General features: G+C 33.8%; 1 protein-coding gene. It reads right to left on the bottom strand.

Annotated elements, in window-relative coordinates; genetic code table 11:
- Window positions 1-113: 113 nt before the first annotated feature.
- On the bottom strand, window positions 114-819 hold a 706-nt coding region (locus tag C3E89_RS01820; protein ID WP_236910789.1), incomplete at its 5' end, for a hypothetical protein.

Raw genomic sequence — 819 nt, 5'->3', positions numbered from 1 at the left:
CCATTATCCCCCTTTAATCCTCATAGTTTTAATAGGCTTACTATTTAATTTGCACCTCCTTACTTTTATTTTCAAAAAGGGTCTTGTGGCAAACCACAAGACCCTCCTGTGGTTTATTTTGTATAATAAGTTATATTGCCATCTCTATCATAATGAGTTACACTTTCTGGTAGAACATCAATTGTCACAAATTCACCATCTGTAGTCACCAATTTATCATCATCTATCTTAATAAATGCTTCATAGCCTAAACTACCCCATTCTAACAGTTTTCGTTGAGCACTTGGATTATTATCAAGATAATCCATATCATATGCTTCATCATCTATTATTATGGAATTAATAGCTAAGTCCTTCATATCACCTATAACTGTTATTCGTCCTGAAGCTATGGCTGATACCTTGTTACCATATTCGCTTATATAGATTACTTGAACTTGTAAATCTGTTGCTACTAATCCTTCTGGTACTGTCCAAGTTCCTGTATATAATCCGTCTTCTTCTGTCATTGGAGTTCCAGGCTCATTACTTGATGGTCCAAATGGAAGCATTATTCTATAATAACCTGAACCACCTGTTGGAGCATTGAAACTTATATCCAATGTATCTCCTGCTCTAAGTTCTACGTCCTCATTTGGTAATATATTTGTTATAGTAGGTTCACCTATTTCTACAAATACGGTTCTCTCAATAATCATTTCATTTCCTGCTAAATCTACCGCTTTAACTGTAATTAGATTTTCGCCTTCATCTACTATCAATCTTTCATAAAAGTTTCCTTCTTCATCTGCTTCTACTTCTTTATCGTTTATCAATAAT

This window comes from Clostridium sp. Cult1, assembly GCF_021655095.1.
Taxonomy (GTDB): domain Bacteria; phylum Bacillota; class Clostridia; order Tissierellales; family Tepidimicrobiaceae; genus Schnuerera.
Note: the sequence above shows the minus strand (reverse complement) of the source record. Positions and strands in the feature narration are given on the sequence as shown.